Below are 22,296 nucleotides of genomic sequence, written 5' to 3'. Positions count from 1 at the left end.
ATGAACCGATGACCGAAACCATGCCCATTCGCGTCGTGGCGCTGTACCGCTTCACGCCGTTCGCCGACATCGCCGCGATCCAGCCGCCGCTCGCGCTCGCCTGCTGCTCGAACGGGGTGAAGGGGACGCTGCTGCTCGCCGCCGAAGGGATCAACGGAACGATCACGGGGTCCGAAGAGGGGATCGACGCGGTACTCGCGCATATCCGCGCGTTGCCGGGATGTGCCGACCTCGACGTCAAGGAATCGCGCGCGGAGACGATGCCGTTTCACCGGATGAAGGTGCGGCTGAAGCGCGAGATCGTGACGATGGGTGAACCGACGATCGATCCGCTGACGGGCGTCGGCCATTATGTCGAGCCGAAGGACTGGAATGCACTGATCGCCGAGCCGGGGACGATTCTGATCGATACGCGCAACGACTATGAGGTCGCGGTCGGGACGTTTGCCGGCGCGGTCGATCCGCAGACGCGGACGTTCCGGGATTTTCCGGCTTGGTTTCGCGAGCATCGTGACGAATTGGTCGGGGACGGCCCGCCGCCGAAGATCGCGATGTTCTGCACCGGGGGGATACGGTGCGAGAAGTCGACTGCGTTCCTGAAGGCCGAGGGGCTGGACGAGGTGTATCACCTCAAGGGCGGCATCTTGAAATATCTGGAAACCGTGCCCGCGGCGGAAAGCCTGTGGGAGGGGGAATGTTTCGTGTTCGATCAGCGGGTTGCGGTTGGACATGGTCTAGCGCTGGGAAGTCATGTGCTGTGCCATGCGTGCCGGATGCCGGTGAGCGTGGAGGACCGTGCTTCGCCTCTATATGTCGAGGGGGTGAGTTGCCCGGCGTGCTATGACGCACGGGATGAGGCGCAGCGGGCGGGGTATGCGGAGCGCGAGCGGCAGATGCGGTTGGCAGAGGCTCGGGGCGAGGCGCATGTCGGGGCGGTTTTGCCAAAGACGCATGCCGGAGCCGCGCTCGAGGTCGATGGCTAACGAAGTGCAGTAAGCTTGTTCACCCGCGAAGGCGGGTGCCCAGTCTGGGCACCCGCCTTCGCGGGTGAACAAATGGGGGGCTAGTTGGTCGTTGCGAAGCGCTCGGCCAACGCTGCATTACCTTGCGACACCGCCAGCGAATGCACGCTGTTTCCCGCCGCATCCACAATCGTCGCATCCGCGCCGTGCTCCACTAACAGGTCGATGATCGCCGTCTTGTTTACCAGCGCCGCCATCATCAGCGCGGTCTGACCCACGCCGTTGCGCCGGTTCACGTCGGCGCCCGCGTCGAGCAGGATCTGCGCGATCTCGGTATAGCCCTTGAAGCAGACGCCCATCAGCGCGGTGTTGCCGCGTGCATCTGCTGCGCCGTCGACCTGCGCGCCTGCTGCGAGGAGAGCCGCGGCGGCTTCGGCCTGGCCGTTGTAGCTGGCGATCACCAGCGACGTGTAGCCCTTGGCGTCGGTCACCTCGATATCGACGCCCGCCTGCAGCAGCGCCGGGATCATCTCGTCACGCCCCGTCCGGGCTGCATCGAACATTAGCTCGACCAGCCGCTCCATCGGCGGCAGTGGCGGCAACTCTGGCGCGTCAGTCACCATTCGCCTCGATGATATGCGGCACGAACCGCGCGAGATTGCGCGTCACGACCGTGTCGTCCTCCCGAACGCCGATCCCGGCGGCTTCGTTGCCGACCATCCATGCGCCGATCACCGGATGCCGGCCATCGAAAACCGGCGGCGGTGCATAGGCCTGGCGGATTGCGCCCTCTGCGCCGTAGCCCTGGTCGAGCACGGCGTGGCCACTATCGCCGATCACCTCGACGTTGGCGCCTTCACGCGAGAACAGCGGCTTGCGCACATATTTCGGCCCGAGGATCTTCGCGGCGGGATCTTTGTCGAAGAACGCCGGCAGCAGGTTCGGATGTTCCGGATGGCGCTCCCACAGCAGCGGCAGGATGCCCTTGTTCGACAGGATCGACTTCCACGCCGGCTCGATCCAGCGCACGTCGGCGCGCGACAGGTTCGGCGCGTAGGGCTCGCGAAGCATGAACTCCCACGGATACAGCTTGAACGCGGCCTGCACCTCGAAGCCGTCGGTATCGATGAAGCGGCCGTCGGCGGCGAGGCCGATGTCCTTCATCTCGACGAACTTCGGCTCGATCCCGACCTGCGACGCCAGATCCTCGAAGAACCGCACCGTCTGGCGGTCCTCGATCGCCGACGCGTCCGCGGCGAAGTGCACGAAGCCGCCGCTCGGGAACAACGCGCGGAAGCGTTCGCGCAGCTTGTCGAACAGGCTGTTGAACTGGTCCGTTCCGGCCGGCAACGCACCGCTGGCAAGCAGATCCTCGAGCCACATCCACTGGAACGTCGCGCATTCGAACACAGAGGTCGGCGTGTCCGCGTTATACTCATAGAGCTTGGCAGGCCCGGTCCCGTCATAGGCGAAGTCGAACCGCCCATAAAGCGACGGCTGGCGCGTCCGCCACGTCTCCGCGACGTAGTTCCACTGCTCGCGCGGGATAGCCAAACGTTCCATCAGCTGCTGATCGCGGACCACCTCGTCGACCAGATCGAGGCACATCGCGTGCAGCTGTTCGGCGGCGGGTTCGAGGTCGTCCTCGATCTCCGCCAGCGTGAAGCTGTAGGCCGCACCCTCGTCCCAATAGGGTTCGCCATCCGTGTCGTGATAGACGAACCCGATCGCGTCGGCCCGTTCGCGCCAGTCGCCGCGCGGGTCGACCGCGATCCGGCGCATCAGGAGTCCGACGTCTTGGAGTCGTCGCGCTGCTCGATCTGCAGCGTCTGGCCGACCTGCGGCGTCTTTGGTGCCGTCAGGCGCGCGAGCACGTCATCCGCCGACGACTGTCCCGGTCCGATGCCCGCCAGCCGCAGCTTCTCGTCGAGATCGGCACCGGTGCGGCGGTCTTCCAGTTCGCCTGCAGCCTTGATCCGCTCGCCGCGGATCGCCTGGCGTTCACGAATACGCGCGAGGCTGTCCGCCGCCGAGCCGAGCTTGTTGCCCGCACCCATGCTGCCCGACGCGACCGAAGCCTGCGCCTTCTGCACCGACTCGTTGACCTTGACGACCTCGACCTCGCGGCGGAGCTGTTCGATTTTCCGATCGGTCTGCGCGACGGCGGTATGGATCTGCTCCTCGGCGGCGCGCATGTCCTCGACCTGCGGGGACTTCAGCGCGATGTCCTGCTCGAGGTCGGCGATCCGTTGCGCGACCTGGCGCGCGAGATCCATGTTGCCCTTCTCGACCGCGATCCGCGCAGACGCCTCGTACTTGGTCGCCTGAGCACGGAAGCTCTCGACCTCGGTTTCGAGGATACGACGACGCGCTACCAGCCCGGCGAGATCGTCGCGTGCCTTGCCTTGCGCCTTGTCGGCATCGCGGATTTCCTGGTCGAGGATGCGCAGCGCGTTCGCATCGACGACCGCGGCTCCGGCTTCGTGCGCGCCGGCGCGACCGAGGGTGAAAAGCTTGCTCCAGATGGCCATGCCAGTCTCTCCGTTTGTATCAATTCAGGCGGCGGGAATCTGCGCGTGGCGCAGGTCGGTGGCCGCATCGATCGCATTCTCGGCAAGCGTGCGCAGTTCGATGATCACGGTATCGAGCCGGCTCGACGTCGCGAGTTCGCCGAACAGCTCGTAATAGTCGCGGCCATCGACCGTGCCGATCCCGAAGTTCGACAGCGGCACCAGCTTCTGCGATTTCAGCAGGAAGGTGTTGAACGCGAGCGGATGCTCCTGCTCGTCGCACGGCCACAGTAACGTCGAGCACGCGATCTGCGCCTCGCTGACGTTGACGAACAGTTCGAGCTCGCCGTGATGGTGCATCGTCACCAGCAGCACCGGGTCCGCGCCCTCCAGGATTCGTGCGGTGAATTCGCCGGCTTTCGCAGGCTCGGACGTGTCGAGCGCGGCTTTCAGGCTGCGGACGGTCCAGATGTCGGTCAATGCAAGAACTCCCGTGCTTGTCGCTCGCGCAGACACATAGGCGCAGGCGAAGGGCACGCCAATGGCGCTTTGCGACGGCCCGCGCTTTGGCCTAAGAGGCACGCCAACCACAGAGACGCGAGGATTGCATGTTCGATCGCCTGTTCGGCCGCAAGCCAGCGCTTGACGGCAACGCCCTACCCGTCGTCCGCAACGTTACGCTGGGGCGGACGGTGACGGTCGATCCGCTGGCGTGGCGGCGGTTCGGGTCGGAACTGCTGTTTCCGTTCGACCGCGACACGCTGGTGATCGTCGCACAGGGGCTGATTGACCTCAACGAGGGCGGCTTCGTCCACCGGTTCTACACTGACGACGACATCATGTTCCAGGCCGTGTCGAACGACCGCGACGGGCAGGACGTGACGGACGTCACGCTGTTCGCACCGTGGGACAGCAGCTACCCGTCGTCGGCCGCCGAGCGTCCGGCGTGGAAAAGCCGGCTCAAGGCGCGCACCTTCACCGCCGAGGGACTGCCGGAATACAGCCGCGCATGGTTCGGCCCCGAAGCCAGCGAGCAGGAGCCCGTGACGTTCTGGGAGGAGCTCCACGACGACCGCGACGGGATCGTCGACCGCCGCATCTTCCAGACCTGCATGTTGTTCAGCCGCGACCTGCCGGGCGACGACGGGCGCGAATTGCTGTTGGCGATCGACATGGAGACCGAGTCCGGCGACGTCTCGTTCGAGATCATGCTGGGCGTGGCACTGGAACTCGGCGAGTTCCGCGCCTAGCGTCTGCCGCTAACGGCTTCGGGGGAACCAGCATGATCGACCAATACAGCTTCGGCGCCAGCGCGCTCGCCTTCCTGATCGCGTTCGTCGCGGCGGGGGCGTTCACAATACTGTTCAAGATCGTCTATCAGGTCGCGACGCCGTATCACGAGAAGTCGCTCATCCGCGAAGGCAACACCGCCGCGGCAATCACGCTCGGCGCGGCGTTGCTCGGCTATGTCCTGCCACTCGCATCCGCGCTGACGCATACCGTATCGCTGCTCGAGTTCGCGGTGTGGGCGTTGCTGGCGGGCGTGATCCAGATCGTGACGTTCCTGATCGTCCAGCATTTCGTGATGCGCGACTTCAACGACCGGATCGTCCGCGGTGAAATCGCGGCGGCGACCTATATGGGCAGTATCTCGCTGTGCGTCGGCATCCTCAACGCCGCCTGCATGACGAACTGAGAGGCATAGCGATGAAGCGTTCCAGATCGATCGTCCTCACCAGCCTGATCGCAGGATCGGGCATCTCGCTGACCGCCTGCGATGGCGATGTCGGCGGCAAGCCCGTCGAGGCGCAGAGCTACGCGTCGGTGGCTGAATGCCGTGCGGCCGGCGCGTTGTCCGCCGTCCAGTGCGACACCGCGTTCGAACAGGCCAAGGCCGATGCCGCGAAGACCGCGCCACGGTTTCAGGACCGCCAGACGTGCGAGGAGCAATATGGCGCCGCGCAATGCGAGCCACGCAACAACGGCAATGGCGGCAGTTTCTTCACCCCGCTGCTCACCGGCTTCCTCGTCGGGCAGGCGCTCAACGGCGGCTTCGGCAACCGCGGCGCACCGATGTACCGCGACCGCGACGGCAATTACTATGGCGGCGCAGGTGGCCGGATCAACCGCGACTATGTGACCGGCCGCACCCGCGTAGGCTCCGACGCCTTCACCCCGACAACCGCCAGAGCCCCTGCCCGCGTCCAGTCGCGCAGTTCGGTGATCTCGCGCGGTGGCTTCGGCGGCGGCTTTGGTGGTCGCAGCTTCGGGGGGTAACGCGGCCGCTACCCCCTGTCGTATCGCGTTTAGCGGCGGGCCGGCATCAGCGGGCCACCGATTTCAGTCGCGGCGATGAACGCCGGGCGGGCGCGCAGGCGATCCAGATACGCCGCGACGTCGGGGTGCTCCTTGAGCAATCCGGCGCTCTCGGCGATCGCCAGGATGTAGCACATCTGGATATCGGCCAGCATCAGCTGCTCGCCCATCAGATACGGGCCATCGCCAACCCCCGCGCCGATATAGTCGAGCGTCTTGGTCACTTCGGGTCCGGTGAACTTGGCAAGGCCGTCGGGCAGACCGCCCATCCGCTTGCCGAGCGACGTCATCATGATCGGCAACGACGCCGAGCTTTCGACATATTGCAGCCACTCGTCGTGCACGGCGGCGGCATCGCTGTCGACCGGCGGCGAGAAGCGGCGGTCACCGTAACGCTCGTCGATGTACGACAGGATCGGCGCGCTCTCGGCGAGCGTCAGCGCATCGTCGACCAGCACCGGCGCCTTGCCGAGCGGATGGATCGCTTTCAATGCGGACGGCGCGCGGAAATTCTCGTCACGCTCGTATTTTACGAGGTCGTATTCGATGCCGAGCTCTTCGAGCAGCCAGAGTACGCGGATCGAGCGCGAGTAGTTCAGGTGGTGGAGCGTTAACATGAGCGTCCTTCGACTAGGAATGTGCTGCAGCGCGGAACGGCTGGGCGGCATCGAAGGTTTCGTTGACCGCGGCTCCGGAATTCTCCGGCAACGGAGAGACTTATGACCAAGCTGACCTGCGACGTGGCAATCATCGGTGCCGGAACCGCCGGCCTCGCCGCCGAGCGCAGCGCCCGACGCAATGGCGCCAAGACGCTGCTGATCGACGAAGGCTTCGGCGGCACGACCTGCGCGAGCGTGGGATGCATGCCCTCCAAGCTGTTGATCGCGGCCGGTAACGCGATGCACGCGGTCGAGCACGCGTCGGTGTTCGGCGTCGACGCGTCGGGCAAGGTCGACGGCGTAGCGGTGATGGCGCGGGTTCGGAAAGAACGTGATGCGTTCGTCGCGGGTGTCGAGAAATCGATCGATAAGCTGCCCGAGGAGGTGAAAATCGAAGCACGCGCCAAATTTGCGGGTGCGACGATTCTGTCGTTGAGTGACGGCCGCGAGGTACACGCGAAGTCGGTGGTGATCGCGACCGGATCGAGCCCTGCGATCCCCGAGATGTTCGACGCGGTGCGCGACCGCGTGCTGACCAACGAAAGCATCTTCGATCTCAACGACCTTCCGAAGTCGCTCGGCGTCATCGGCGCGGGCGCATTGGGCCTCGAACTGGCGCAAGCAATGGCACGGCTTGGCGTCGACACGATGGTGTTCGACACGGGCGAGACGATCGGCGGGTTGAAGGACCCCCACGTCGCCGAGGCCTACCACGCGATTCTGGAGCGCGAGATGCCGATCCTGCTCGGTGTCGAACTGACGGTCGAGCCGGACGGCGATGGCGTCAAGCTGGCTTGGAGTGGTTCCGCATCGAGTGAGCAGCGCTTCGACTATCTGCTCGTTGCGACCGGGCGGCCGCCGCGGATCAAGGGTATCGGACTGGAGACGACTGGCCTCGTGCTCGATGAGCATGGCATGCCGGACTTTGACCTCGAGACGATGCAGTGCGGCACGGCACCGATCTTCATTGCGGGCGACGCCGACCATGACCGCGCGGTGCTGCACGAGGCGTCGGCGGAGGGCATGATCGCGGGGCGGAACGCGGCGAGCTACCCCGAGGTGACGCCGGGCAAGCGTACCGTGCCGTTCGCGATCACCTTTACGCATCCCAACGTCGCGGTCATCGGCAAGATCGCCAAGGATGACGATGCCGACACTGTCATCGGTACCGCGTCGTATGACGATCAGGGCCGCGCGAAGGTCGAGGCGTGCAATGCCGGGTTGGTCCGCTTCTACGCTGATCGCCGCGACGGGCGCCTGACCGGTGCGACGATGGCGGGGCCTGCGGTCGAGCATAGCGCGCATCTGATCGCGTGGGCGATCCAGAGCGGATGGACCGCGACCGAAGTGCTCGACCTGCCGATTTACCATCCAACGTTCGAGGAGGGGATGAAGGGTGCGCTTCGTTCGATATGTAGCGAGGTGCATGCGCCTACCCCGCCGGATCGGGATGACGGGTTCACGCCGGGGACGTAACCGAACCAATTAATAGAGTGCCACCCCGGCGGAGGCCGGGGCCCAGTTGGAAAGGTGGCAATAACCGATCGCAGCCCGCCGTTAAACATACCTCCCAACTGGGCCCCGGCCTTCGCCGGGGTAGTGAAATCTAGTGCGGCGCATGCAAACAGCCGTCGCTACCTCGGCGCTACTCCTCCAGATCGAGATACGCGACGACGTCGTTCTCCGTGGCCAAATACAGCCCCGCCTGCACATCCTCTTCCTGCTGCGCTGCGATCGTCAGGGCCTCGCCGAGTGGACCATAGAACAGCGTGGTTGCCGCCCCGCCCTCGCCGCTGTCGTCGAGATGATACAGCCGCACCGACACGCTGGAAGAAATTGTCCGCATTTCAATACCCTATCGCAGATTTTATGACGTAACATTCACGGAACCAATTGTGAAGCAGCGCAACTTTGCCCGCTCTCGCCCGTTACGCTAGCAGATACAGGGATTTGATATGCATCAGGATGAAGGTTTTCCGGTGTCGCGCCGTAGCGTGATCGCCGGCGGTGTTGCGTCGGCTACGTTGGTTGCGGCGCCCGCCGTACAGGCTCAGACGCAGGGTACGGCGCAAGCGGCCCCGCCGACTATGCCCGTGACGCTCAAGGTCAATGGTCGCACGACCAAGATCACCGTGGATACGCGGACCACTCTTCTGGACGCGCTGCGTGAGAATTTGAAGCTTACCGGCACCAAGAAGGGCTGCGATCACGGTCAGTGCGGTGCGTGCACGGTCATCGTCGAGGGTCGGCGCATCAACAGCTGCCTGACGCTTGCGGTCATGCACGAAGGCGAAGAGATCACGACGATCGAAGGCCTCGGCACCCCCGAGAAGCTGCACGCGATGCAGGCCGCGTTCGTCAAGCATGATGGCTATCAGTGCGGCTATTGCACCCCCGGCCAGATTTGCTCGGCCGTCGCGACGCTCGGCGAGATCAAGGCGGGCATCCCCAGCCACGTGACTGGCGATATTTCGGCTCAGCCAACGGTGACCACCGACGAACTGCGCGAGCGGATGAGCGGCAACATCTGCCGCTGCGGTGCCTATGCGAACATCATCGACGCGATCCACGACGTCGCCGGTACGGAGCGCACCGCATGAAGGCCTTCACCTACGAGCGCGCGACCTCGGCAAAGGAAGCTGCCAGCGCTGCAGTCCGCACGCCAGGCGCGAAGTTCATCGCGGGCGGCACGAACCTGCTCGACCTGATGAAGCTGCAGATCGAGACGCCGCAGCACCTGATCGACGTCAACGGCCTCGGCCTCGACAAGATTACGCCGACCTCCGACGGCGGCCTCCGCGTTGGTGCGCTCGTCCGCAATACGGACCTCGCCGCCGACGCACGCGTGCGGAAGGATTATGGCGTGCTCAGCCGCGCGCTTGTGTCCGGCGCGTCGGGCCAGCTCCGCAACAAGGCGACGACTGCGGGCAACCTGCTCCAGCGGACACGGTGCCCGTATTTCTACGACACCACTAAGCCCTGCAACAAGCGTCAGCCCGGCAGCGGTTGCGCGGCGATCGGCGGGTTCAACCGCAACCTTGCCGTGATGGGCACGAGCGACGCGTGCATCGCGACGCACCCGAGCGACATGGCCGTCGCGATGCGCGTGCTCGATGCAACCGTCGAGACAGTGAACGCCGCGGGCCAGACGCGCGCGATTCCGATTGCGGACTTCCACCGCCTTCCGGGTACCACACCGAACATCGAGACGTCGCTGGCGCCTGGTGAACTGATCACTGCGGTCAGGCTGCCCAAGCCGATCGGCGGAACGCACATCTACCAGAAGGTACGTGATCGCGCGTCGTACGCGTTCGCGCTGATCTCTGTCGCTGCCGTGATCCAGCCGGGTGGCCGCGGGCGTCTCGCCTTCGGTGGTCTTGCTCACAAGCCGTGGCGCGTCGAAGCGGCCGAGGCTCAGATGCCGAATGGCGCCAAGGCGACCGCATCGGCGGTCCTCGCCGGCGCCCGCACCACATCACAGAACGCGTTCAAGCTGCCGTTGGTCGAACGCACCATCGGCGCCGTGTTCGAAGAAGCGAAGGCCTGACGCCCATGAAGTTCGATACCCCCGCCACGGCGAATCCGACCGACCGGATGAAGGTGCTCGGCAAGCCGCTCGATCGCGTCGACGGCAAGCTGAAGACTACCGGCACCGCGCACTACGCGTATGAGCGCAACGATGCTGCGCCGAACGCCGCCTATGGATACATTGTAGGCTCGGCGATCGCCAAAGGCCGGATCGAGAGCATCGACGACGCCGACGCGAAGGCCGCTCCCGGTGTGCTCGCGGTCGTCACCTACCAGAATGCCGGCAAGCTCGGCAAAGCCAAGAACCACACGGCGCGAATGCTCGCTGGCCCGGACGTCCAGCATTACGACCAGGCCGTCGCGGTCGTCGTCGCCGAGACGTTCGAGCAGGCCCGTGCCGGTGCCAAGCTGCTCCGCGTCAACTACGCGCGGACGGCCGGACGCTTCGATCTCGCCGCATCGCAATCCTCGGCGACCAAGCCCAAGAGCGGCACGCCCGACACCGCCGTCGGCGACTTCGCCGGTGCGTTCGCCAAGGCGCCGGTCAAGCTCGACGAGCGCTACACCACGCCCGACCAGAGCCACATGATGATGGAGCCGCACTCCACCACCGCGGCGTGGAAGGACGGCAAGCTCACGCTCTGGACGTCTAACCAGATGATCAACTGGGCGGTCGGCGACATGAGCGAGACGCTGCTGCTGCCGAAGGAAAGTATCCACGTGATGTCGCCTTATGTCGGCGGCGGGTTTGGCTCGAAGCTGTGGGTCCGCAGCGATGCGGTCATGGCGGCGCTCGGCTCGCGTGCGATCGGCGGGCGTCCGGTGAAGCTCGCGCTTGCGCGTCCGCAGGTGATGAACAACACCACGCACCGCCCGGCGACGATCCAGCGCCTGCGCATCGGTGCGCAGAAGGACGGCAAGATCACCGCGATCGCGCATGAGAGCTGGTCGGGCGATCTCCCCGGCGGTGGTCCCGAGACCGCGCCTAATGCAACCCGCCTGCTCTACGCCGGCGCCAACCGCATGACCGCGACGCGTCTCGCCGTGCTCGATCTCCCCGAAGGCAACGCGATGCGTGCACCCGGCGAGGCGGTCGGCCTGCTCGCGCTCGAAGCCGCGATGGACGAACTGGCCGAGAAGCTGAAGATGGACCCGGTCCAGCTGCGGATCATCAACGATACGCAGGTCGATCCGGAAAAGCCGTCGCGCCAATTCTCGCAGCGCGACCTCGTCGGCTGTCTGAAGACCGGCGTCGAACGCTTCGGCTGGAACAAGCGCAACCCCGTCCCGGGGCAAGTTCGCGACGGCCGCTGGCTGGTCGGCATGGGGATGGCGTCGGCGTTCCGCGACAACGTCACGATGAAGTCGGGCGCACGCGTCGGGATCGACAAGAAGGGCGTCGTCACCGTCGCCACCGACATGACCGACATCGGCACCGGCAGCTACACGATCATCGCGCAGACCGCGGCAGAGATGATGGGTGTGCCGATGGACAAGGTCATCGTCCTGCTCGGCGACAGCAGTTTCCCGGCTTCGTCGGGCTCCGGCGGCCAGTGGGGCGGCAACAGCTCGACCGCGGGCGTCTACGCGGCGTGCATGGCGCTGCGCGAGCGGGTCGCGCAGAAACTGGGCTTCAACTCGACCGACGTCGTGTTCGAGGACGGCAAGGTGAAGTCGGGCAACCGCAGCGTGTCGCTGTCGGAAGCTGCTGGCGATGCCGGCATCTCGGCGGAGGATTCGATCGAGTTCGGCGACCTCACCAAGACGTACGCGCAGGCCACGTTCGGCGCGCATTTCGTCGAGGTCGGCGTCGACTCGGCAACCGGCGAGATCCGCGTCCGCCGCATGAGCGGCGCGTTCGCCGCCGGTCGTATCCTCAACCCGAAATCGGCCCGCAGCCAGGTGATCGGTGCGATGACGATGGGCGTCGGTGCCGCGCTGATGGAAGACGCGATCGTCGACACGCGGTTCGGCTATTTCGTCAACCACGACCTCGCCGAATATCATGTGCCCGCACATGCCGACATTCCGATGCAGGACGTGTTCTTCATGGACGAACTCGACGAGAAGTCCTCGCCGATGAAGGCCAAGGGCATCGGCGAACTCGGCCTGTGCGGCGTCGGTGCGGCGATCGCCAACGCGGTCTACAACGCATGCGGCGTCCGCATCCGCGAATACCCGCTGACGCTCGACAAGGTCATCGGCAAGATGGCCTGATACCCTGCCCTCCACCCCGCCGTATCGAGGGCCGGGGTGGAGGGCAAAACCGGCTCTGGCGCGCGCGAATAGGTTGCGCTAGAAAACTGGCATGACCGTACCCGCCATTCTACAAAACCTGCGCCTGCCCGTCATCGGCTCGCCGCTGTTCATCATTTCCGGCCCCGATCTGGTGATCGCGCAGTGCAAGGCGGGTATCGTAGGTTCGTTCCCCGCGCTCAACGCGCGGCCTCAGGCGATGCTCGACGAGTGGCTGCACCGGATCACCGAGGAACTGAGCGCGCATAACCGCGCCAATCCCGATCGCCCGGCGGCGCCCTTTGCGGTCAACCAGATCGTCCACAAATCCAACGACCGGCTCGAAAGCGACCTCGCGACGTGCGCGAAGTGGCAGGTGCCGATCGTCATCACCTCGCTCGGCGCGCGCGAGGATCTCAACACCGCGGTACACGGCTGGGGCGGCATCACGCTCCACGACGTGATCGACGACCGGTTCGCGCGGAAAGCGATCGAAAAGGGCGCCGACGGCTTGATCGCAGTCGCGGCCGGTGCTGGCGGTCATGCGGGTCGGCTGTCACCGTTCGCGATCATCCAGGAAATCCGCCAATGGTTCGACGGCCCGCTCGCGCTGTCGGGCTCGATCGCAACCGGCGACGCCGTCCTCGCCGCGCAGGCGATGGGTGCGGACTTCGGCTATATCGGTTCGCCGTTCATCGCGACCACCGAGGCGAACGCGGACCAGGCGTACAAGGACGGCATCGTCGCCGGCAAAGCCTCAGATATCATCTATTCCAACCTCTTCACCGGCGTGCACGGGAATTACCTGCGCGCGTCGATCCAGGCGGCCGGGATGGACCCGGACAACCTGCCCGAGGGCGACCTCACGACGATGGACTTCGGCGGCGGCAACGGTTCCAAACCCAAGGCGTGGAAGGACATCTGGGGCTCGGGCCAGGGCATCGGCGCGGTCACCGAGGTCGAGAGCGTTGCCGATCGCGTCGATCGTCTCGAACGCGAATACCGCGCAGCGCGGGCCCGTCTTTCGCTCTGACGGACCCGGCAACGACCGATCTGAGCTCGCTCAGAACAGACGTTTGAGCAAGCCGACATTCGTCTTGCCCAGCTCGACCACCTCGTCGCCGCGCCCGCTGATGATCGCCTTCGCCATATAGAGCGTGAAGCCCTTCATCTGCTCCAACGTAATCTTGGGCGGCATCGACAATTCGGTGCGCGCGGTGACGGCGTCGAGCAACGCCGGCCCCGGATGCGCGAGCACTTCCCGGATGCTGGCCTCGACATCCCCCGGATCGGTAACGCGCACGCCGTGGATCCCGATCGCCCGCGCCATCGCCGCAAAGTCGGGGTTGTCGAGCGCGACGCCGGTCTCGACCAGGCCCGCCGCCTTCATCTCCATCTCGACGAACCCGAGCGTGCCGTTGTTGAAGACGATGATCTTCACCGGCAGACCAAGTTGGCGCACGGTCAGCAACTCGCCCATAAGCATCGCCAGCCCGCCATCGCCCGACAACGTCATGACCTGCCGCTCCGGGTACGCCGCCTGCACGCCGATCGCCTGCGGCAGCGCGTTCGCCATCGATCCGTGGTTGAACGATCCGATCAACCGGCGCCGACCGTTCATCTTCAGGTAGCGCGCAGCCCATACGGTCGGCGTGCCGACATCGCAGGCGAAGACAGTATCGTCCGCCGCCTGCTCGCTGAGGACACGGGCGACATGCTGCGGATGGATGACGCCACTGCCGGGCGTCCCGTTGGCAAGATCGTCCAGCCCCTTGCGGGACTCGGCGTAATTCTCGATCGCTGATTTTAGGAAGCTGCCATCGCGCCCGGTCTTCACGCGCGGGATCAGCGCCGCAAGAGTAGCGCAGACATCGCCGACCAGCCCGATATCGATCGCCGTCCGCCGACCGAGGTTCTCCGGGATCAGGTCGATCTGTGCGACCTTCGCCTTCTCCGGATAAAATTGCCGATACGGGAAATCCGTGCCGAGCATCAGCAGCACGTCGCACGCCATCATCGCGTCGTAGCCGCTCGCAAAGCCGATCAGCCCGGTCATGCCGACGTCATAGGGGTTGTCGTATTCGACGAACTCCTTGCCCCCCAGCGCGTGGACGATTGGCGCCTGAAGCACGCCAGCGAGCGTGACGAGCTCGGAATGCGCGGTGCGGCACCCCCGCCCTGCCAGGATCGTCACCTTCTGCGCACCGTTCAACAGCGCAGCGAGTTCGGCGATGTCCGCCTCCGCCGGTATCGTCACCGAAGGCGGCGGCAAGAGTGCGCCCTTCGACCGCGCCAGCGTGCCCGTCGTCGACCGAAGCGCTACATCGCCCGGCATCGCGACGACCGAAACACCGCGATGCCCGACCGCCGCCCGGATCGCCGTCTCCAACGTTCGCGGCATCTGGTCGGCATCGGAGATCGTCTCGCAATAGACGCTGCATTCGCGGAACAGCGCTTCCGGGCGCGTCTCCTGGAAATAGTTCGAGCCGACCTCGCCGCTCGGTACCTGTGCCGCGATCGCCAGCACGGGCACGCGCGTCCGGTTGCAGTCGTAGAGTCCGTTGATCAGGTGCATGTTGCCGGGACCGCAGGATCCGGCGCATACCGCCAGCTTACCGGTAAGTTGCGCCTCCGCACCCGCCGCAAAGGCCGCAGCCTCCTCGTTGCGAACATGGATCCACTCGATCTTGCCCTGCCGTCGCAGACTGTCGGTCAGGCCGTTGAGGCTGTCGCCAACGACACCGTAGATCCGCTCTACGCCCGCCAGGTGCAGCGTCTCGGCAAACAGGTCGGCGATGATGGTCTTGGACATGAGCAACTCCGGCAGTGATGGCGACCTAACTCGGCTAGCGAGACGGTAGAGGACAAACGCGTTCTGGTACGATTGGGATGCACGGAATGCAGGTGCATCATCCCCCAGCCGCGAACGTCCGACGTGTTCGACTTCAAGTATGATAAATCCCGGTAGCGCGCCGCGTCATGCAAACCTAAAGACGAGGGCTCTGGTGCTGGGCAATCCGACCGGTCGATCAATCGTCCGGCGGAGACGCTCGACGCGGTGGCGGTATAAGGGGGGATGGCGTGGACGAGGCGATGATCGGTCGACGTGCGGCGTTGCTGGGGGGCGTTGCTCTGGCCGCTGGCTGCACGAACAACGGTCGGCTGGCTGGATTGCCCGCAGCATCGCCGTTCGTCACGGTCGACGGAACCCATTTTCGGCGTGGCGGCGAGCTCTACCGCTATGCTGGCGCCAACATCTGGTACGGCGCGTGGCTCGGCGCGGAGACCGCATACGGCAACCGCGCGCGTCTCGGCCGTGAACTCGACCGCTTGAAGGCGCTCGGCGTGCGCAACCTCCGCATCCTCGGGTCGGCGGAACTCTCGCCGCTGAAGAACTCTATTACGCCCGGCTTCCGCGACAAGACCGCGACTTATAACGAAGACTTGCTCAAGGGCCTCGACTGGACGCTCGCCGAGATGGCGAAGCGCGACATGACCGGGGTGATCTACCTGGCCAACTTCTGGGAATGGTCGGGCGGAATGATGACCTATTTGTCGTGGGTCAACGGCGGCAAGTTCATCAACATGAACGACCCCGCGCATCCGTGGCCCGCGTTCGCCGACTGGAACACCGCGTTCTATGCCAACGGCCAGGCGCAGGCGATGTACCGCGACTATATCCGCGCGATCGTCTCGCGGACCAACACCGTGACGGGCGTCGCCTACGCCGCGGATCCGACGATCATGGCGTGGCAGTTGGCGAACGAGCCACGCCCCGCCGGTGGCGCCGTGGTGGCCATACCCAACCTGCCTGCTTTCTACCGCTGGATCGACGAGACCGCGCGGTACATCAAGACGCTCGATCCCAACCACCTCGTCTCGACCGGTTCGGAGGGGCTCAAGGGTTCGATCGAGCGCGAGGACGTCGTGCTCGCCGCGCACCGTTCTCCGTCGATCGATTACCTCACGACGCATATCTGGCCCAACAACTGGACCTGGATGGACGCGGGTGATCTCGCCGGTACCTATGACGCGGGCGCGGCCAAGGTCGCCGGCTATATCGACGCGCATATCCGGCTCGCCACGACGCTCGGCAAGCCGCTGGTGATCGAGGAGTTCGGCTATCCGCGCGACGGGAAGACCGCCTATGATCCGACCATCACGACGGTCTATAAGGATCGCTTCTATCGCCAGATCTATGCGGCGATCGAAGCCAATGCGAGGTCCGGCGGACCACTCACGGGCTCGAACTTCTGGGCGTGGAACGGCGAGGCGCGGACACCGCATGCCGACCACCGGTTCCAGCGCGGCGACCTCGGCTATATGGGTGACCCGCCGCACGAGCCGCAGGGTTGGTACGGCGTGTTCGACAGCGACGCCTCGACGCAAAACGTGATCCGGGCGCATGCCGCAGCAATGGCGGCGCTCTGATGCCGGCCGTGTCGGATCGAACTGGAGCACATGGTATGCGTACGGTTCTGGGCCTGCTCGGTGCAGCGCTGCTGTCGACATCGGCGGTCGCGACGCCGATCACCGTCACCGCGGTATCGAGCAAGCCCGGTGCCGCGCTTCCGATGCATATCGGCGGCCGGGTCGAGCGGACGCCGGACGGCTATCGACGCCAATGGCCGGGCACCTATTTCGAGACGAATTTTCGGGGCGCAGGCATCCTGCTGAAGATCGGCGACGGGGATGTCATCCTGCTTATCACGGTGGACGGTCCTCCCCGACGACGCTCTTCAAGCCCAAGCCAGGCCTCTACCGCGTCACCGGCCTCGCCGACGGGCGCCACGCAATACGCGTCGACGTCGTCAGCGAGAGCCAGGCCGCACCGACCGTCTTCGGCGGATTTTACGCGGCGTCCGGGACGCGCCCGTTGCCCGCCCCCGCCCGAGCGCGGCAGATCGAGTTTATCGGCGATTCCCACACCGTCGGCTATGGCAACGTCTCGACCAAGCGCGACTGCACCGAAGCGGAGGTGTGGGCGACCACCGATACCTCGCAAGCCATGCCGGCGCTCGCGGCGAGGCGGTACGGCGCGGACTATCAGGTCAACACCATCTCTGGCCGCGGGATCGTCCGCAATTACAATGGCATGGCGGCCGACACGCTTCCCGTTGCCTATCCCTTCACGCTGTTCGACAAGGCGACGCGCTACGTCGACCCGGCGTGGCACCCGCGTCTGTTCGTGATCGCGCTCGGCACCAACGACTTCACCACGCCGCTCCATCCCGGCGAGCCGTGGAAGACGCGCGAGGCGCTCCATGCCGATTACGAGCTGCGTTATGTCGACTTCGTCAAACGCCTCCGCGCCCGCGATCCGGACGCACATGTCGTCCTGTGGGCAACCGACATGGCCGGGGGCGAGATCGCGGCGGAAGTCGGCAAGGTCGCCGCGCGTTTGAAGGCGGAAGGGCAGCGCAATATCGCGTTCGTGCCCGTCACGGGGCTCGCGTTCACGGGATGCCATTCGCATCCGTCGACCGCCGACGATGCGCGGATCACGACCGCCCTGTCGGGCTATATCGACGCGCATCCCGAGATGTGGGCGCAGCGATAGCCAGCGTACCGCAATGCAGTCGTGGCGAGCCTCGACTACATCCTTGGCCGCAATCCGCTCGACCGGTCCTACGTCACCGGCATCGGCACGCGTCCGATGCAGCACCCGCACCACCGCTTCTGGGCCGCCGCGGCGGACGGACGCTATCCGGCCCCCCCCCCACCGGCCCGATGAAGGGGTGCGCACCACAAACGTGGTGGACCGACGATTACCGCGCGTTCACCGTCAACGAAGTGGCGATCAACTGGAACGCCCCGCTCGTCTGGCCCGCCGCGTTCCTGGACGCAACGCGACGACGATAGGTCGACGGATCGCCAAGATCGTTACGCGATCGTCGATTGCCCGCGTCGGAACGTCACGCTACACCTTGCCCGTCGGCCCGTTCTCGGATGGGTCGGCATGATCGCACCGGTGCTCCGCGAGGAGCTTAATAGGGAACGCGGTGAGGGTGGCTTCGTCCACCTGATGCCGAGGCTGTCCCTGCAACTGTAAGCGGCGAGCGTGATGCACGTGCGTGGTCGGGCAAAGTCCCCGGCCACCAGCCACTGGACCGATCGGTCTGGGAAGGTTGTGCATCGGGCGTTGACCCGTGAGCCAGGAGACCTGCCGGCGTGTGGTCGCTCTTGCCTAGTCCAGGGGATGGCCGAGGCACGGTACTCCGTCTGAGCGACGATGTGTGCGGTGGGGACCGCATGGGCAGGCGTGCCGGTCGCGATGGCGTCCGTCGGGCACGACTGGTCCCGTTCGCTTGGACGTGCTCGGGCAATCCGCTCGTGGCGCGCTCGCCGGCGCACGTTCGAGCCTCGTGCTCGGTGACAGGCCCCTGCCGGTTCGTCCGACGCCTCGGGGGCTTTTATATGTCGTTTCCATCACCGTGCGCCGCGTTTGCCGCGTCGTTGCTCGTCACCTTTCTACCATCCCTGGCCAGCGCGCAGGTTGGGGAGGATCGCTCGGCGGGTAACGCCGACGATATCCTCGTCACTGGCCGCCATCAGGCCGACCTTACGGTTCCGAACTCGACCGGCAGCCGCCTGAACCTGTCGCCGCTCGAAACGCCGGCAACGCTGTCGACGATCGACGGCAACACGATCCGGGCGCGCGGCGACGTGTCCGTGAACGACGCGACGAGCCGCGCGCCCGGCATCACCAGCGTCGCCAATCTCGGCAATGGTGGCACGGCGCTCGCCGCGCGCGGGTTCAGCGGTCAGGGTTCGGTGTTGCAACTGATCGACGGTATCCGCCTCTTTCCTGCGGCCGGCACGATCACCTTTCCGAGCGATCCGTGGATGGTCGAGCGGATCGACGTGCTCAGCGGTCCGGCTTCCGTCCTGTACGGGCAAGGTGCGCTAGGCGGCGCGGTCAACGTGCTGATGCGCAAGCCGAATACACGGCACACCGATGTGGACGGCGAGATCGGCTATGGATCGCAGGACAGTTTCCACGTCGCTGCCGGTGCCGGTGGACCGCTCGACGAGCATCTCTCCTACCGTGTCGATGGCAGCTACAGGCGGTCCGACGGATATGTCGATCGCGGGCAGTCGCGCAGCTACGCGCTGTCGGGGACGTTGCGCTGGGCACCGACCGATCGGCTCGTCGTCACGGTGCGCGATGATTATGGCAACCAGAACCCGATGCGCTATTTCGGCACGCCGCTGATCGACGGACGGCTCGACCACGACAATCGCGACCGCAACTACAACACGCGCGACGGCCATGTCCGCTACCGCGACAACCGGACCAGCCTCCAGATCGATTGGCAGCCGAGCGAGACGCTCACCGTCAGCAACCAAGCCTATCGGCTCACCTCCAAGCGCGAGTGGCTCAACCTCGAAAGCTATTGCTGGCTGGCGGCGGACGGCTTCTGCCCCAATGGCGCGAATGACGTGCGCGCCACGCCCGGGGGCATTTATCGCACCGACATGACCGGGATCGTTCACGATCAGACGCAATGGGGCGACCAGGGTGGCGTTACGCTCAAGACGCGGATCGCGGACGGCGTGACCAACGATGTCGTCGCGGGGTTCGATGTGAACCTCGTCAAGCTCACCTATTCGCACAATTTCGGCGCCGACCCGCAAGTCTCGGTGGTCGATCCGTTCGTGTTCGATCCTGGCGTGATCGTCGACACCCAGGGGATCGCGCCGCGGTATCGCACGCGGACGAACGAATATGCGATCTTCGCGGAGGACCGGCTGAAGGTTGGCGAGCATGTCTCGATCGTCGGCGGCATTCGCTACGAGTGCGATCGGATACGGCGCTGGACGATCGACTCGACTGTCGCCGTCCCGACCGAAAGCTTCGCGCTCGACAAGCGGCTAGGCAACACGACATGGCGGGTCGGGACGGTGTATCAGCCAGTCCCGACGGTCTCGTTCTATGCGCAATATGCCACCGGGGTCGATCCGCTGGGGACGCTGACGACCTACACCACCGGGCAGGTCCAGTTCAGCAACGCGACGGGCGATCAGGTCGAGGCGGGGGCCAAGGCCGTGTTCCTGGGTGGCCGCGGCACCGCGACGATCGCCGCCTATCGCATCGTCAAGAAAGGACTGTTGTCGCAACTGACGCCGACGAGCCCGATCGAGCAGGTCGGGCAGCGATCCGCGAAGGGTATCGAGGCCGCGGTGTCGCTGGACTTGCCTGCAGGGTTCGGGATCGATGCCAACGGTAGTGTATTGGAGGCGCGGTTCGACGACTTCGTCTCGGGCGAAAGGAGTTTTGCGGGCAACACGCCACCCGACGTCCCCGGGACGACAGCGAACCTATGGCTTAGCTGGACCGCGACACCGGCAGTCCAGGCGCGCGCCGGACTTCGCTATGTCGGGCGAAGATTCTCCGACAACGCCAATGTTTTCCGCATTCCGGGCTATGCGACGGTCGACGCGACGCTGTCCTACGCGGTGACGCCGCGGGTCGTGGTCGACGTGCATGTCTACAATCTGTTCGACAAGGATTATGCGATCAACAGCTACGGCGTGCAGCAATGGGTGCTGGGGCGGCCACGCGCCTTGGACGTGTCGCTTCGTGCCGGTTTCTAACGCCGGCAGGCTCGCGCGCCGGTGGCTGTACCTCGTGCACCGATGGGTCGGCATTGCCAGTTGCCTGTTCTTCGCGATGTGGTTCGGGTCGGGCCTCGTGATGCTGTACGTGCCCTATCCTTCGCTCTCACCAACCGAGACTCTGGCGAGAGCCGAGGCGATCGACTGGTCCGCCGTGACCGTGCCGCCACCGCTCGATGGGGGGCGAATGCCGCAAGAGCAGTTGCTCGAGATGCGCGACGGCGTCCCGGTCTGGCGAAGCCAGGGCTGGGACGACGAGCGGCATACCATTCCCGCAAGCAAGGGCCGGCATCTGGCTCCGGCTGACGCAGCTTATGCCGTCCGCGTCGCAAGCCGTTTCGGGCGAGCACACGTCCTGAATGTCGAGCGGATCATGCGGGATCAGTGGACGGTGTCGGGTGGTTTCGACCGACATCGCCCGCTGTGGAAAGCAACATTTAAGGACGAGGGCGGCACCAATCTCTACGTGTCGTCTTCGACCGGCGGGATCGTCCAGTCGACCGACCGGACCGAGCGGTTCTGGAATTGGCTGGGATCGGTGCCGCACTGGCTGTATCCGACCGTGCTGCGCCAGGACAACGCCGCCTGGCGACAGGTTGTCACGTGGGTTTCGGGGCCGTGTATCGCCGCGGCACTCGCGGGCATCTGGATCGGTATCCTCCGCGCACGCATCGGCACACGCCGGTTCAAGGGTGGGCGGATGACGCCCTATCGCGGGTGGATGCTGTGGCATCATGTCGCGGGGCTGGTCGGCGGCGGTTTCCTGATCGCGTGGATCTTCAGCGGATGGTTGTCGGTCGATCCCTGGCACCTGTTCCGAAGTACGGAACCGGATGCGCGGGCGGTGCGTGCCTACGCTGCCGCTGGCCTGATGCCGGCCGTCTCCCTCGACCGGCTCCGCCATGTCGGTGCGGGAGCCGTCCGCGCGAGGATTACCGACTATGCGGCGACACCCCTCGTGGTGCTCGAGTATCTGGATGGTCGACGTCGGATCCTAGACGCGGCGACGCTCGTGCCGTCCCAACCAAAGCCAAATGCGATCGTTGTCGCCGCACGGGTGCTCGTCGCTAGCACGCAGCCGGTCGCGATCGACCGGTTGACCGAGGCCGACGCATATTGGTACGATTCCGGTGGTCTCCCTCGCCTGCCGATGCTCCGATTGCGCTTCGACGATCCCGCCGCGACGTGGCTGTATATCGACCCCGCGACCGGCGACGTGCTGGCCAGGATCGATCGACGCAGGCGGACATACCGCTGGGCGTTCGACCTGCTGCACAAATGGGATCTGACCATACTGACGCGGCACCGGCCGGCGTGGGACCTGCTGATCTGGCTGTTCTCGCTGGTTGGCTTGGTGACGTCGGTCAGCGGCATCTGGCTCGGCTGGAAGCGGTTGAGACGCTTCTGATCCAGGCTTTAACGGGACGTTTCGTCCACGTGACAGCGCCACCGCGAGCGCGTAGTCGT

Annotated in this window: 21 protein-coding genes, 1 pseudogene and 1 riboswitch; of the genes and pseudogenes, 15 read left to right on the top strand and 7 right to left on the bottom strand. The window is 65.5% G+C overall.

Translation table 11 applies throughout. The annotated features are described in order from the left end of the window. The first annotated feature begins 8 nt into the window (after positions 1–8). On the top strand, positions 9–983 hold the full coding sequence (locus E5673_RS11940) for a rhodanese-related sulfurtransferase (RefSeq protein WP_136190174.1): 975 nt from the start codon (positions 9–11) through the stop codon (positions 981–983). An 80-nt stretch (positions 984–1,063) separates the two neighbouring features. Here the strand turns inward: E5673_RS11940 and E5673_RS11935 are convergent, their stop codons facing one another. The 4 genes from E5673_RS11935 to E5673_RS11920 are packed head-to-tail and all read right to left on the bottom strand — an operon-like array spanning position 1,064 to position 3,952. Next, on the bottom strand, positions 1,064–1,585 hold the full coding sequence (locus E5673_RS11935; protein ID WP_136190173.1) for an ankyrin repeat domain-containing protein: 522 nt from the start codon (positions 1,583–1,585) through the stop codon (positions 1,064–1,066). Then, positions 1,575–2,744 (bottom strand): glutathionylspermidine synthase family protein, encoded by a 1,170-nt coding sequence (locus tag E5673_RS11930; protein ID WP_136190172.1) that lies wholly within the window; start codon positions 2,742–2,744, stop codon positions 1,575–1,577. The genes E5673_RS11935 and E5673_RS11930 overlap by 11 nt, the downstream gene beginning before the upstream one ends. Beyond that, entirely contained in the window at positions 2,744–3,493 is a 750-nt protein-coding gene (locus E5673_RS11925; protein ID WP_056049207.1) for a PspA/IM30 family protein, read from the bottom strand. The genes E5673_RS11930 and E5673_RS11925 overlap by 1 nt, the downstream gene beginning before the upstream one ends. Before the next feature lie 24 nt (positions 3,494–3,517). Next, positions 3,518–3,952: a YjfI family protein gene (locus E5673_RS11920; RefSeq protein WP_136190171.1), complete on the bottom strand. Its 435-nt coding sequence runs from the start codon at positions 3,950–3,952 to the stop codon at positions 3,518–3,520. 128 nt (positions 3,953–4,080) lie between these two features. Between E5673_RS11920 and E5673_RS11915 the strand changes: the two genes are divergently transcribed. The 3 genes from E5673_RS11915 to E5673_RS11905 are packed head-to-tail and all read left to right on the top strand — an operon-like array spanning position 4,081 to position 5,749. After that, positions 4,081–4,722, top strand: a complete 642-nt coding sequence (locus E5673_RS11915; protein WP_056481639.1) for a DUF2491 family protein — start codon at positions 4,081–4,083, stop codon at positions 4,720–4,722. A gap of 32 nt (positions 4,723–4,754) precedes the next feature. After that, positions 4,755–5,168, top strand: coding sequence for a DUF350 domain-containing protein (locus E5673_RS11910; protein WP_136190170.1), 414 nt, complete (start codon positions 4,755–4,757; stop codon positions 5,166–5,168). 11 nt (positions 5,169–5,179) lie between these two features. Next, positions 5,180–5,749, top strand: a complete 570-nt coding sequence (locus E5673_RS11905; protein ID WP_136190169.1) for a DUF1190 domain-containing protein — start codon at positions 5,180–5,182, stop codon at positions 5,747–5,749. A gap of 29 nt (positions 5,750–5,778) precedes the next feature. Here the strand turns inward: E5673_RS11905 and E5673_RS11900 are convergent, their stop codons facing one another. Next, positions 5,779–6,405 (bottom strand): glutathione S-transferase family protein, encoded by a 627-nt coding sequence (locus E5673_RS11900; RefSeq protein WP_136190168.1) that lies wholly within the window; start codon positions 6,403–6,405, stop codon positions 5,779–5,781. 102 nt (positions 6,406–6,507) lie between these two features. Between E5673_RS11900 and E5673_RS11895 the strand changes: the two genes are divergently transcribed. After that, positions 6,508–7,923: a dihydrolipoyl dehydrogenase gene (locus E5673_RS11895; RefSeq protein WP_136190167.1), complete on the top strand. Its 1,416-nt coding sequence runs from the start codon at positions 6,508–6,510 to the stop codon at positions 7,921–7,923. A gap of 169 nt (positions 7,924–8,092) precedes the next feature. Here the strand turns inward: E5673_RS11895 and E5673_RS11890 are convergent, their stop codons facing one another. Continuing rightward, positions 8,093–8,293, bottom strand: coding sequence for a hypothetical protein (locus E5673_RS11890; protein ID WP_133019783.1), 201 nt, complete (start codon positions 8,291–8,293; stop codon positions 8,093–8,095). Positions 8,294–8,402: 109 nt separating this feature from the next. On the opposite strand from E5673_RS11890, the gene paoA reads away from it, so the two are divergent. From paoA to E5673_RS11870, 4 genes are all read left to right on the top strand, one after another. After that, positions 8,403–9,047, top strand: a complete 645-nt coding sequence (gene paoA, locus E5673_RS11885) for an aldehyde dehydrogenase iron-sulfur subunit PaoA (RefSeq protein WP_136190166.1) — start codon at positions 8,403–8,405, stop codon at positions 9,045–9,047. Beyond that, a complete protein-coding gene (locus tag E5673_RS11880; protein ID WP_136190165.1) occupies positions 9,044–9,994 on the top strand; it encodes a xanthine dehydrogenase family protein subunit M in 951 nt (316 codons plus the stop codon). The genes paoA and E5673_RS11880 overlap by 4 nt, the downstream gene beginning before the upstream one ends. A 5-nt stretch (positions 9,995–9,999) precedes the next feature. Further along, positions 10,000–12,192, top strand: coding sequence for an aldehyde oxidoreductase molybdenum-binding subunit PaoC (gene paoC / locus E5673_RS11875; RefSeq protein WP_136190164.1), 2,193 nt, complete (start codon positions 10,000–10,002; stop codon positions 12,190–12,192). A 91-nt stretch (positions 12,193–12,283) separates the two neighbouring features. After that, a complete protein-coding gene (locus E5673_RS11870) occupies positions 12,284–13,243 on the top strand; it encodes a nitronate monooxygenase family protein (protein ID WP_136190163.1) in 960 nt (319 codons plus the stop codon). 30 nt (positions 13,244–13,273) lie between these two features. On the opposite strand, the gene poxB is transcribed toward E5673_RS11870, so the two are convergent. After that, positions 13,274–15,022, bottom strand: a complete 1,749-nt coding sequence (gene poxB, locus E5673_RS11865) for a ubiquinone-dependent pyruvate dehydrogenase (protein ID WP_136190162.1) — start codon at positions 15,020–15,022, stop codon at positions 13,274–13,276. Between the two features lie 269 nt (positions 15,023–15,291). Here poxB and E5673_RS11860 point away from each other — a divergent pair, with 269 nt between their 5' ends. The 6 genes and pseudogenes from E5673_RS11860 to E5673_RS11840 all read left to right on the top strand — a co-directional run bounded on the left by E5673_RS11860 (position 15,292) and on the right by E5673_RS11840 (position 22,237). Beyond that, entirely contained in the window at positions 15,292–16,641 is a 1,350-nt protein-coding gene (locus E5673_RS11860) for a mannanase (RefSeq protein ID WP_210731731.1), read from the top strand. Further along, positions 16,641–16,916 (top strand): annotated as a pseudogene (locus E5673_RS20235) (hypothetical protein); the annotation flags it as partial. The gene E5673_RS11860 and the pseudogene E5673_RS20235, both read left to right, overlap by 1 nt. Beyond that, a complete protein-coding gene (locus E5673_RS20050) occupies positions 16,835–17,770 on the top strand; it encodes a GDSL-type esterase/lipase family protein (RefSeq protein WP_348769866.1) in 936 nt (311 codons plus the stop codon). The pseudogene E5673_RS20235 and the gene E5673_RS20050, both read left to right, overlap by 82 nt. Before the next feature lie 21 nt (positions 17,771–17,791). Continuing rightward, entirely contained in the window at positions 17,792–17,944 is a 153-nt protein-coding gene (locus tag E5673_RS20045; protein WP_247599367.1) for a glycoside hydrolase family 9 protein, read from the top strand. Between the two features lie 218 nt (positions 17,945–18,162). Beyond that, positions 18,163–18,396, top strand: a riboswitch (cobalamin riboswitch). Positions 18,397–18,627: 231 nt separating this feature from the next. Continuing rightward, a complete protein-coding gene (locus E5673_RS11845; RefSeq protein WP_136190161.1) occupies positions 18,628–20,808 on the top strand; it encodes a TonB-dependent receptor in 2,181 nt (726 codons plus the stop codon). Then, entirely contained in the window at positions 20,795–22,237 is a 1,443-nt protein-coding gene (locus tag E5673_RS11840; protein ID WP_168711616.1) for a PepSY domain-containing protein, read from the top strand. The genes E5673_RS11845 and E5673_RS11840 overlap by 14 nt, the downstream gene beginning before the upstream one ends. Positions 22,238–22,296 lie beyond the last annotated feature (59 nt).

Source organism: Sphingomonas sp. PAMC26645, assembly GCF_004795835.1.
Lineage (GTDB): Bacteria > Pseudomonadota > Alphaproteobacteria > Sphingomonadales > Sphingomonadaceae > Sphingomonas.
The sequence above is the reverse complement of the archived record's forward strand: the minus strand, read 5'-3'. Positions and strand labels throughout refer to the sequence as shown.

What these genes read in the sequence shown, in the direction of transcription:
- E5673_RS11940 (WP_136190174.1), top strand. Translation starts at nt 9, where the DNA reads ATGACCGAAACCATGCCCATTCGCGTCGTGGCGCTGTACCGCTTCACG.
- E5673_RS11935 (WP_136190173.1), bottom strand. Translation starts at nt 1,585, where the DNA reads ATGGTGACTGACGCGCCAGAGTTGCCGCCACTGCCGCCGATGGAGCGG.
- E5673_RS11930 (WP_136190172.1), bottom strand. Translation starts at nt 2,744, where the DNA reads ATGCGCCGGATCGCGGTCGACCCGCGCGGCGACTGGCGCGAACGGGCC.
- E5673_RS11925 (WP_056049207.1), bottom strand. Translation starts at nt 3,493, where the DNA reads ATGGCCATCTGGAGCAAGCTTTTCACCCTCGGTCGCGCCGGCGCGCAC.
- E5673_RS11915 (WP_056481639.1), top strand. Translation starts at nt 4,081, where the DNA reads ATGTTCGATCGCCTGTTCGGCCGCAAGCCAGCGCTTGACGGCAACGCC.
- E5673_RS11910 (WP_136190170.1), top strand. Translation starts at nt 4,755, where the DNA reads ATGATCGACCAATACAGCTTCGGCGCCAGCGCGCTCGCCTTCCTGATC.
- E5673_RS11905 (WP_136190169.1), top strand. Translation starts at nt 5,180, where the DNA reads ATGAAGCGTTCCAGATCGATCGTCCTCACCAGCCTGATCGCAGGATCG.
- E5673_RS11900 (WP_136190168.1), bottom strand. Translation starts at nt 6,405, where the DNA reads ATGTTAACGCTCCACCACCTGAACTACTCGCGCTCGATCCGCGTACTC.
- E5673_RS11895 (WP_136190167.1), top strand. Translation starts at nt 6,508, where the DNA reads ATGACCAAGCTGACCTGCGACGTGGCAATCATCGGTGCCGGAACCGCC.
- E5673_RS11890 (WP_133019783.1), bottom strand. Translation starts at nt 8,293, where the DNA reads ATGCGGACAATTTCTTCCAGCGTGTCGGTGCGGCTGTATCATCTCGAC.
- paoA (WP_136190166.1), top strand. Translation starts at nt 8,403, where the DNA reads ATGCATCAGGATGAAGGTTTTCCGGTGTCGCGCCGTAGCGTGATCGCC.
- E5673_RS11880 (WP_136190165.1), top strand. Translation starts at nt 9,044, where the DNA reads ATGAAGGCCTTCACCTACGAGCGCGCGACCTCGGCAAAGGAAGCTGCC.
- paoC (WP_136190164.1), top strand. Translation starts at nt 10,000, where the DNA reads ATGAAGTTCGATACCCCCGCCACGGCGAATCCGACCGACCGGATGAAG.
- E5673_RS11870 (WP_136190163.1), top strand. Translation starts at nt 12,284, where the DNA reads ATGACCGTACCCGCCATTCTACAAAACCTGCGCCTGCCCGTCATCGGC.
- poxB (WP_136190162.1), bottom strand. Translation starts at nt 15,022, where the DNA reads ATGTCCAAGACCATCATCGCCGACCTGTTTGCCGAGACGCTGCACCTG.
- E5673_RS20050 (WP_348769866.1), top strand. Translation starts at nt 16,835, where the DNA reads ATGGCCGGGCACCTATTTCGAGACGAATTTTCGGGGCGCAGGCATCCT.
- E5673_RS11845 (WP_136190161.1), top strand. Translation starts at nt 18,628, where the DNA reads ATGTCGTTTCCATCACCGTGCGCCGCGTTTGCCGCGTCGTTGCTCGTC.